This window comes from Acinetobacter sp. USHLN143 (assembly GCF_037145695.1).
GTDB lineage: Bacteria > Pseudomonadota > Gammaproteobacteria > Pseudomonadales > Moraxellaceae > Acinetobacter > Acinetobacter fasciculus.
The window spans coordinates 19,613-29,549 of the sequence record NZ_JBBCWZ010000038.1 but is presented as its reverse complement, the minus strand read 5'-3'; the positions used below and the strand labels follow the sequence as shown (position 1 = coordinate 29,549).

At 44.9% G+C, this 9,937-nt stretch carries 8 protein-coding genes and 1 rRNA gene; 4 read left to right on the top strand and 5 right to left on the bottom strand.

Features of this window, described 5'->3' with window-relative positions; genetic code table 11:
- The 4 genes from rrf to WFH18_RS10780 form a co-directional block, all read left to right on the top strand.
- Positions 1-98, top strand: a 5S ribosomal RNA gene (rrf, locus tag WFH18_RS10795); the annotation flags it as partial.
- A 150-nt stretch (positions 99-248) separates the two neighbouring features.
- A complete protein-coding gene (locus WFH18_RS10790) occupies positions 249-1,442 on the top strand; it encodes an MFS transporter (protein WP_005248459.1) in 1,194 nt (397 codons plus the stop codon).
- Positions 1,443-1,664: 222 nt separating this feature from the next.
- On the top strand, positions 1,665-4,073 hold the full coding sequence (locus WFH18_RS10785) for a YgiQ family radical SAM protein (protein ID WP_004644879.1): 2,409 nt from the start codon (positions 1,665-1,667) through the stop codon (positions 4,071-4,073).
- Between the two features lie 398 nt (positions 4,074-4,471).
- Entirely contained in the window at positions 4,472-5,020 is a 549-nt protein-coding gene (locus tag WFH18_RS10780) for a DUF2726 domain-containing protein (protein WP_004732580.1), read from the top strand.
- Positions 5,021-5,074: 54 nt separating this feature from the next.
- Here the strand turns inward: WFH18_RS10780 and WFH18_RS10775 are convergent, their stop codons facing one another.
- The 5 genes from WFH18_RS10775 to WFH18_RS10755 all read right to left on the bottom strand — a co-directional run bounded on the left by WFH18_RS10775 (position 5,075) and on the right by WFH18_RS10755 (position 9,879).
- On the bottom strand, positions 5,075-5,431 hold the full coding sequence (locus WFH18_RS10775) for a RidA family protein (protein ID WP_005101539.1): 357 nt from the start codon (positions 5,429-5,431) through the stop codon (positions 5,075-5,077).
- Entirely contained in the window at positions 5,421-6,731 is a 1,311-nt protein-coding gene (shiA, locus tag WFH18_RS10770) for a shikimate transporter (RefSeq protein ID WP_121979722.1), read from the bottom strand. The genes WFH18_RS10775 and shiA overlap by 11 nt, the downstream gene beginning before the upstream one ends.
- A 222-nt stretch (positions 6,732-6,953) precedes the next feature.
- Positions 6,954-8,009, bottom strand: a complete 1,056-nt coding sequence (gene dinB / locus WFH18_RS10765; RefSeq protein WP_121979723.1) for a DNA polymerase IV — start codon at positions 8,007-8,009, stop codon at positions 6,954-6,956.
- Between the two features lie 20 nt (positions 8,010-8,029).
- Positions 8,030-9,046, bottom strand: coding sequence for an MBL fold metallo-hydrolase (locus WFH18_RS10760; RefSeq protein WP_121979724.1), 1,017 nt, complete (start codon positions 9,044-9,046; stop codon positions 8,030-8,032).
- Positions 9,047-9,099: 53 nt separating this feature from the next.
- Positions 9,100-9,879 (bottom strand): glycoside hydrolase family 25 protein, encoded by a 780-nt coding sequence (locus WFH18_RS10755; RefSeq protein ID WP_004644887.1) that lies wholly within the window; start codon positions 9,877-9,879, stop codon positions 9,100-9,102.
- Positions 9,880-9,937: the final 58 nt, after the last annotated feature.

The window sequence follows — 9,937 nt, the reverse complement described above, 5'->3', positions numbered from 1 at the left end:
GAGTGAACCACCTGATCCCTTCCCGAACTCAGAAGTGAAACCTCTTAGCGCTGATGGTAGTGTGGGGTTACCCATGTGAGAGTAAGTCATCGCCAGCTCATTATTCCAAAATCCCCCTCCGCATTAGCAGAGGGGGATTTTTTTATGGGGGGTTAGTCAAATAAATGTTATTTATGTGCTATTTCGACTGAAACATCACATAAAAATAAAATTGAGAGGCGTATACTGAACCGGTCTATGGAGCGGATATGTCCTCAAATTCATCTTCAAGCCATATTGAATATGGCTCTTCTGCTTTTAAAGCAGTGCTTTTTTCCTTATTCCTTGCTGGCTTTGCCATTTTTTCATCACTGTATTGCGTACAGCCGATGATGCCGATTCTGGCTGATTATTTCCAGGTCAGCCCGACTCAAAGCAGTTTCCCTTTATCTTTTTCTACCATTGCCTTGGCAGTTGGCCTGATTTTTACTGGACTAATATCAGACCGATTCGGTCGTAAGCCGATTATGGTCTGGTCGCTATTTTCAGTCTCAGTATTATTACTATTAAGTGCAATATTGCCGATCTGGTCGGTGTTTCTGACCACACGAGTAATGATTGGATTGACAGTCAGTGGTGTCGCTGCGGTCGCGATGACTTATATCGGAGAAGAAATTGCAGAAAAAGATATCGGTTTTGCCATGGGCTTATATATTTCTGGCACAGCGATAGGTGGTATGGGAGGGCGTTTAATTGCCGGAGTTTTAGTGGATTTTATCTCCTGGCAATCTGCCACTTTGATTATCGGTATCTTAAATCTTTGTATCGCTGGATTATTTTCTTACCTATTACCCGCTTCGCAACATTTTAAAGCCTATCCAATCAAGCTGAATCGTTTTAAAAACTCATTTAGGCAGAATCTCGCTGATCCAAAACTTCGGGTTTTATTCCTGCAAGGTTTTATCTTGATGGGCTGCTTTGTCTCGGTATTTAATTATCTGAGTTATCGCTTGATCCAAGCGCCATTTGAATTATCTCATGTCTGGATTGGCGTGATTTCGATTACTTATTTGGCTGGTATTTATAGCTCCCCTCGAGCAGCACACTGGGGACGGCATTATGGAAAATTCAGAATATTGGCAGCCATGATCCTGATGATGCTTGTGGGCTTGGCGCTGATGCTTATTGATCAGTTGGTTATTGTTTTTATTGGATTGCTGATTTTTACTTTTTCTTTTTTTGCTGCCCATTCGACTGCCAGTAGCTGGGTGTCGATCCAGTCCTTACAGTATCGGGCAGTCGGTTCGTCGCTGTATTTATTTTGCTATTACCTGGGTTCAAGCGTGTTGGGGAGCTCAAGCGGATTGGTATGGGAAAATTATGGCTGGATAGGATTAACTGTGTTTATTGCCGCGTTATTACTGACGGGTTTGTCATTCAGTTTAAAACTCCGTTCAAATTAGAGATTATTTCCAAGCTTTCCTCCTCATAAATAGAATCAATTTCTTTTTTGAAATATTTAAACTTTAGATTCAAGTGACAAATAGAGCGTGATTCAGTTAGTCTCTGATTTTGTATAAATTATAATCAAGCAAGCTAGGGCCGATTCATGGTAAAATAATCGGCTTTCATCTTTGATCTTATTTTTAGATCTCCTATCATCTGCCAGCCGAGAATTGCTAGCCATGTCTACTGCTTATACCATGCAGACTGCGCCAAAAGCGTTGTTTGATTACGACAAATATTGGGCGTCTTGTTTTGACCCTGCGCCATTTTTGCCGATGTCACGCGAGGAAATGGATCAACTCGGCTGGGACAGCTGTGATTTTATTTTGGTGTGTGGTGATGCTTATATCGATCATCCATCTTTCTGTTCAGGCATTATTGGTCGTACGCTAGAAGCACAAGGCTTCCGTGTCGGTATTATTGCACAGCCAGACTGGACCAGCGTGGATGCGTTCCGCGTTTTAGGTAAACCGAATATTGCCTGGGGTGTGACTGCAGGGAATATGGATTCCATGATCAACCGTTATACGGCTGACCGTAAAATCCGTTCTGATGATGCCTATTCACCAGACAATCAGCCAAACAAACGTCCAGACCGTGCGGCAACTGTGTATTGCCAGCGTGTTCGTGAAGCTTATCCGGATGTACCAGTATTGCTCGGCGGTATTGAAGCGTCGTTACGTCGTATTGCACATTATGATTACTGGTCAGACAAAGTCCGTCGTTCAGTCTTGATGGATTCAAAAGCCGATCTTTTAATGTACGGTAATGGCGAACGCTCAATCACTGAAATCATGCATCGCTTGGCGCGTGGCGAGAAAATTCACGAGATTACTGATGTTCGCGGTACAGCGTTTATTGTGAATAAACACAACCGTGCCTCTAAAGCCAAGTTTGTGGAAATTGCATCGAATGATGTCGATGCCATTGGCCGTGTTGATCCAATTATTAACCCGTATGTCATGACTGAAGATATCGAGGGTTGTGAGATTGAACAAGGCAAGGATTCTAGCCAGTACCAAGGTTTTCAAAAAGAACATGTCGCTAACCCGATTGTGCGAGCAGGGGATGACTTAGATCCTGATACACAAATTGTGCAACTGCAACCGGCTTCTAAAGCGATTAAACATAAGTTACCGCCGCGCGAATTGGCCGTAATTCGTTTGCCTGCTTTTGAAGAAGTGGCTGCAGATCCAGTGCTCTACGCACATGCCAACCGTATTCTGCATCTGGAAACCAATCCGGGGAATGCGCGTGCCATGGTGCAAAAGCATGGTGAACGTGATGTCTGGTTGAATGCACCGCCAATTCCGTTGACTACGGAAGAGATGGACTATGTGTTTGACCTGCCTTATGCACGTCTGCCGCATCCTGCTTATGGCAATGCCCGTTTCCCTGCGTTTGACATGATCAAATTCTCTGTGAACATCATGCGTGGCTGTTTCGGTGGCTGTACTTTCTGTTCGATTACGGAACATGAAGGTCGTATTATTCAGAACCGTTCTGAAGAATCGATTCTGCGTGAAGTGGAAAAAATCCGTGATACGGCTCCAGGCTTTACTGGCATTATCTCGGACTTGGGTGGCCCAACAGCCAATATGTATCGTTTGGCCTGTAAAGATCCTGAGATTGAAAAGAACTGTCGTAAACCGTCATGTGTATTCCCGGGCGTTTGTCAGAATTTGCATACCGACCATGCGCCATTGACGCAGTTATACCGTAAAGCGCGTTCTTTACCAGGCATTAAAAAGATTCTGATTGGTTCAGGCCTACGTTATGACCTTGCGGTTTTAAACCCTGAATATGTCAAAGAACTTGTCACCCATCATGTCGGTGGTTACTTAAAAATTGCGCCTGAACATACCGAGAAAGGTCCACTCAATAAAATGATGAAGCCGGGTATTGGTACCTATGACCGCTTCAAGCAAATGTTTGATCGTTACAGTAAAGAAGCCGGTAAGGAACAATACTTGATTCCTTACTTCATCGCGGCGCATCCGGGCACCACCGATTACGACATGATGAATCTGGCGATTTGGTTGAAGAAGAATGGTTTCCGTGCCGATCAGGTACAGACCTTCTATCCATCACCGATGGCGACTGCAACTACTATGTATTACACGGGTAAAAACCCGCTGGCGAAAGTGGCGCGTTATACTGAAAATGTTGACATTGTGAAAGGTGAGAAGCGTCGTCGTTTGCACAAAGCTTTCTTGCGTTATCATGATTCAAACAACTGGCCTTTACTGCGTGAAGCCCTGAAAGAAATGGGTCGTCAGGATTTGATTGGTAATTCGAAACAGCATTTGATTCCGACTTATCAGCCTGTAGGCAGTGCAGATGGTCAGTATCAATCGGCGCGTAAGAAGAACTCGACGGTTGCCGGTGATTCGCAAAAACGTACCGGTGAGCAAGGGAATCGTAGCAAGGCTGCACAGGCTCAGTCACGTCCTTCAAATACCAAGAAACGTCCTGAACGTGGTCAAATTCTGACCCAGCACACTGGTTTGCCGCCGCGTGAAACAGGCGATGCCAAAAAACCGTTTGGTGGGCCAAAGCCTAAAGCGAAGCCCAAATCACGTGCATAATTAAGTTAATAAAAAGACACTTCGGTGTCTTTTTTTAGCTCTTGGGTAAAGTAACGTAGCCTGAGCTTGTTCGTTGAAAGTGTAAAAGAATATATTATTTGGACTAAGTTCTTTAAAAAAGTGATATAAAAATAACACTTTGTCGGAATTGTCCTACAGTTGGGCAGATATGTATTGCGATCAATTCCATGGATGTTTTAGAGTGCATTATCAGTACTTTAAATCCACTTTCATTGGCATCTAGAGAGATGTCACTTTAGGTAACATAGAATCGAGTTTTGATACCAGTTGTATGGGTATTTAAACAGATTGGTTGTTAGCTCTATTTAAAATAAAGCGTGGGTTTATACTGCACAACAATAAAACAAAAATGATTATAAGAATGCAAGGATTTAGGCATGACCACCTATATTATGATTGGGAGTTTCCTGCTCTTCTGTGTCGTGCTCATGGCATGGAAAAAGCTCGGAAATAATTCCAAACCACAAGACAGTGCGTTAAAGCAACGTGCTATTTTTAACCTGAATGAGCAATTGACCTTCACTCGCCTGAGAGAAGTCTTACCTGAATACATTATTCTGGCACATGTTTCCTATGATGCCTTAATGACTACTAAATTTAACCGGACTCGACATAAGTACCGCAACCTGACTGCAGATTTTGTAATTCTGGATCAGCAGCACCAGATTCTAGCCGTGGTGGGAGTGGACGATCCCTTAATCTTAAAGCGCCCTCAGCAAACGGGTTTTCAGGATGCATTGTTGACTATGGCCGGTTATCGGGTGATTCGTTACGATGATGTGCCAGAATATTATCAGTTGCGCCAGGACTTCTTGCAGGAGCAAGCGCAAATGCAGAAAATGCCCAAATATACAGTTAGCAATGATCTGAAAAAATATTATTTATATTCGGATTTAGAGCGCAGTAAAATTAAAGCAGTCGGTTAAAACAAAAAAGCATGCCAGAAGCATGCTTTTTTTATGAATATCGATCTTGAAACATTATTCCGGTTTAACCGCCACGACAGTCAGTTCGACCAATACCCGTGGATCATAGAGTTTTGCTTCTACACAGGTACGAGGCAGCGCTTCGATATCAGCGACCCAGGCATCCCAGACTTCATTGAAGGCTGCATAATCCTTTTCAATATCTTTCAAATAGATAGTTACCGACATGATGTGACTTTTGTCTGTACCGGCATCTGCCAGAAACTGGTCAATAATATCTAAAGTCTGTTGGGTTTGCCCTTTAATATCCAGTTCGACATCTGTGGCCAGCTGGCCGGCAAGATGTACCAGATTACCGGCAATGGCAATTTCCGAAAAGCGTTTCGATACATGTAAACGTTCAACTGTCATGTTGTTCATCCTGAGTTTTGGGCATCAGGGCTGCGACCAGTGCAGTCAGCAGACAACCCACCGCCAGATAGATGGCTACATAATGCCATGAACCATCCGCCCAAATCACCAGTGCCGCTGCAATAAATGGGGTAAAACCACCCCCAATGATGCTCGCCACCTGATAGCCAACTCCGGCACCGCTGTAGCGGTATTCTGTGCCAAACAGGGAGGTGAAAATCGGTTGATGGACACTGACCACCATATCGTGTGCGACGTTCGCCAGTAAAATTGCCCCGACAATGATCATCCAGGTGTTTTGTGCATCGAGCGCCATAAAAAATGGAAAGGCTGAAAGCGCACCAATCAAACCGCCCCAGACACACATTTTCTGATGATTGAATTTATCCGCCAGCCAACCAAAAAATGGAATACTGAAACAGCTAATTACCCCGACCATCAGCGTGATATTCAGGAAGAACTGTTTGTCCATGCCTAGGTTGCTGGTGGAATAGTTCAGGGCAAAGTTGGTGACCAGATACATGGTCAGCAATTCAGTCAGACGTAAGGCAATGATATAGAAGAAAGCTTTTGGATGTTTGCTGATGGCTTGCAAGATTGGCAGCTTTTCTGGATGATGGTCTGCTTTGACCACCTTTTCTACAAATTCCTGAGATTCATCCTGATCACGGCGAATCCACATCGCCACAGCTAACAGTACGATGCTGGCCAGAAAGGGAATACGCCATGCCCACTCGGCAAAGGCTTCTTCACCCAGTGTCGCAATAATAATCGACACTGCACCGGTGGCCAATACCAAGCCAACACCATAGCCGACCTGAACGCCACTGCTATAAAAGGCTTTTTTACCCTTGGGTGCATTTTCAACTGCCATCAGAGCTGCGCCGCCCCATTCACCACCGACAGCAAAGCCTTGCAAGGCTCGACAAAACACCAACAGCACCGGAGCCCACCAGCCAATTGCCTCGAAATTTGGCAGTAGACCAATCCCGACCGTGGAAATTCCCATCAGGATTACCGTGAGTACCAGCATTTTTTTGCGGCCGAGCTTGTCACCAAAGTGACCAAATACCACACCGCCTAAAGGACGAAACAGGAAGCCGACCCCAAAGGTGGCTAGTGCTGCCAGGGTGCCCATGTTCTCGCCAATACTAGGGAAAAACTGATCTTTAAAAATTAAGGCTGCAACAATGCCGTAAAGGAGAAAATCATACCAATCGACAACAGCACCAACAAAACTAGATAGCGCAGCTTTACGTGCGCGTTGTTCTTGAACAATAGAAGAATTTACAGAAGACATGCAGGAGGGGATTCCATGAGTTACATCAGAGTTGCCCTGTAATATTCGGATTTGATCGTCACGCTAATCACAGGACAGCATGCTGAAAGTAAAGGTGATTTTCAGCATCTCAGCACATACATGGATAATGCATTGCGCAGATAGAGTACTCTAAAAAATCAAAATGTAAAAACAAAGTTGCCGTATTTTTAAACCAATGCCTAAAACGTGATCAAAAAAGGTTTAGAGCAGCAATAACTGGGTTTCAGTCTCGGGGACGCTGAGCTGATACACGCCGACGCCGATCAGCCGGAATTGCATCTGCGGGGCAATATGCAGCTCATCGAGCAGTAAGTCCAAGGCTTGGGCTAATTCCTGTGGACTACGCAGCACCTGTTTAAAACTTTTACTGTGTTGCATCACCTGAAAATTCTTGAGTTTTAATTTGACCGTAACGCCGCGAGCCGAAAGCTGTTTCTTTTGCAGGCTTTGCCATACCTGTCCAAGTAAAGGTTCCCAATAGGGGCGACATTGGTTTAGATGTAGGTCATCATCAAAAGTGGTTTCTTTGGAAATTTGCTGACGTTCCCGTTCCACTTCGACCGGCCGCTCATCAATGCCTTGAGCATACAAAAATAGCCGCCGTCCATATTTGCCAAATTGCTGAATCAGTAAGGCTTCATCAATTTGCTGTAAATCGCCTAAAGTTTCTAGATTCAGACTTTTCAGTTTTTCCTGAGTGACTTTTCCCACGCCGGGAATTTTTTTCAGCGGCAGATCCTGGATAAAACGCTGTACCTGCGAAGGTTTAATTACACAGATGCCATTCGGTTTGTGCCAGTCCGAAGCAATTTTAGCGAGAAATTTATTGGGTGCCACACCGGCAGAAGCAGTCAGTCCGGTCGCTTGAAAAATATCCTCGCGAATCCGCATGGCGACTTCGGTGGCACTGGGAATCTGCTGTAAATTCTCCGTGACATCCAGAAAGGCTTCATCCAGAGACAGTGGTTCAATCAGGGAAGTATATTGTTGGAAGATCTGATGAATCTGTGCCGATACCTGCCGGTATTTGGCAAAATCTGGCTCAATCACGATAACTTGAGGACATAGTTTGCGCGCCTGCCCCATGGACATGGCAGATCGCAGGCCATAAACTCGTGCCGGGTAGGAGGCAGCCGCGACCACCGCCCGAGGATGATGCGAGGCTATCACCACAGGTAAGTCTTTCAATTCTGGACGTTCACGCAGCTCAACCGAGGCATAAAACGCATCCATATCAATATGAATAATTTTGCGCATGTTCGCTATCTTAAGGGGCTTTAATCGGATTGGGAAGCGACGGCTGCGTTGAGTAAATAGGGCTGCGGTTCGCTGAGCAGAACGACTTTTGTCCCTTGTGTCTCGGCGGCCTGAATCAGAAGATTCAAACTTTTTGGAGTGTCATCGGCCAGACGGGGTAGAAATTGCAGCGGCTGGTTTAAAGGCTGAAAAAAATCATCCCAATGCACCGGAACCACCATTTTGGGCTTGAGCAGGTTCAGGGTTTCAGCCAGATATTGCTGCTGATAGGCAGCAGATTGTCTGGAAAGCTGAGCAATGCCTAAAAACAGGGTGTCGACTTCCAGCTGTTGTAATTGCTCTGGAATAAATCCGGTACTGGCCTTGATCAGAATTTTATGTCCTGCATGCTCAATCAGGTAATCGAAACTGCCACCTTCCTTAAATTCGGAAAATTTGGCCGGAAGGGTGAAAGGCTGCAGCAGCTCTTCGCCTAAATCATCATTTAGCGCTGTGGGTGGGGTATGTTGTGAGGGAATTGCAGTGATCTGGAAATGCCCCCAGTGCTGTAGTTGCCAAGGTTTAACTGACTGTAATTGCTGTGGAGTAACTTTGGGATTTGCCCGGGCGATATTCAGGGTGCTAGGCGAACCGACGAGAGCAGTTTTGGGAAGCATCTCCAGTAAGGCCGGGACATCCAGAACATGATCATAATGAGAATGACTGACCAGAATGGCTTGGGTTCGGCTCAATTCATGGCGTTGCACCAGTTGTTCAAGGAGTAGCCTGTCACTTTGAATAGGTCGAGTAATTACTTGCCGCAAAGATGGCCGGCTAAAGAAACCATCGATCAGGATCTGATCGTGGCCATCATCGAGTAACAGGGTGGACACACCAAAAAAATTGACTGTAAGCCCGTGAACGGATATACCGGTTTGCGGCTGCCACGCTTTAAAGTCACTAACCTTGCCCGAAGCTTGCAACAGATAAGCCAGCATACCCGCGATGAGTAGGAGTAGAATCACCAGACCGAGTAAAATGCCTTTTATCCATTTCAATCTTTTTATTTCCTTGTTGTTTTTATAAAGAACTTGTTTTCAGGCGATCAGCTTTATTTCGCTTTATTCTCAGATGAAGGTACTACAATCGCATTCTTTTTGAGAAAATCCAGCCATTGCTGTTCTGAGCCATAAAAAACATTCAGGTCTACCGGTGTGGTAATACCGGGAATTTTCCCCTGACTGGTATGTTGCCAAAACGTCCATTTAGGCTGATCTTTTAAATCAGGCAGACCTTTGTATTCACGTACCCAGAGTGGTACGTTAGGAAAGTGTCCTGCCAGTACAATATTATAAAAAGCTTTAGAAATATAGAAAATCGGCTGCTTGCCATAATGCTTTTTCAGGGCATCGTGCATCACCTGAATTTCGTTTAAAAGCTGCTCTTTAGAATAGGTATTGATGCATTTGCTGTCATATTCAAGATCAATTACTGGCGGTAAGGCATCCGGTTTATTGGGTACGGAGTCAATAAAATTCTGGGCTTGAATGCTGCCATCGCGGCAGAGCCGGTAAAAATGATAGGCACCGACCAAAAAGCCGCGTTCACGTGCTTTCAACCAATTTTCCTGAAAACGGGTATCTTTAAAGTCGCCGCCTTCAGTGGCTTTCAGATAAACAAAACGGTATTTTTCAGGCGAAATCTGCTGCCACTGAATCTCTTTTTGATGATGCGATACATCAAAACCCTGAATAGGATAATCGGCTGCATGGGCAGACGGTGCTTTCATCAGGCAGAGATAGACCATGGCGATCGTGATCACAGTGATCAGTATGCCCAGCCCAATCAAGAGCGATTTATGAACTCTGTTCGGAGCCTGATTTTTTTGCATTTTCAGTCCTTGCCTATATGTGATTTAGCCTAAAACTTACAATCAGCCCAAAGTGAAT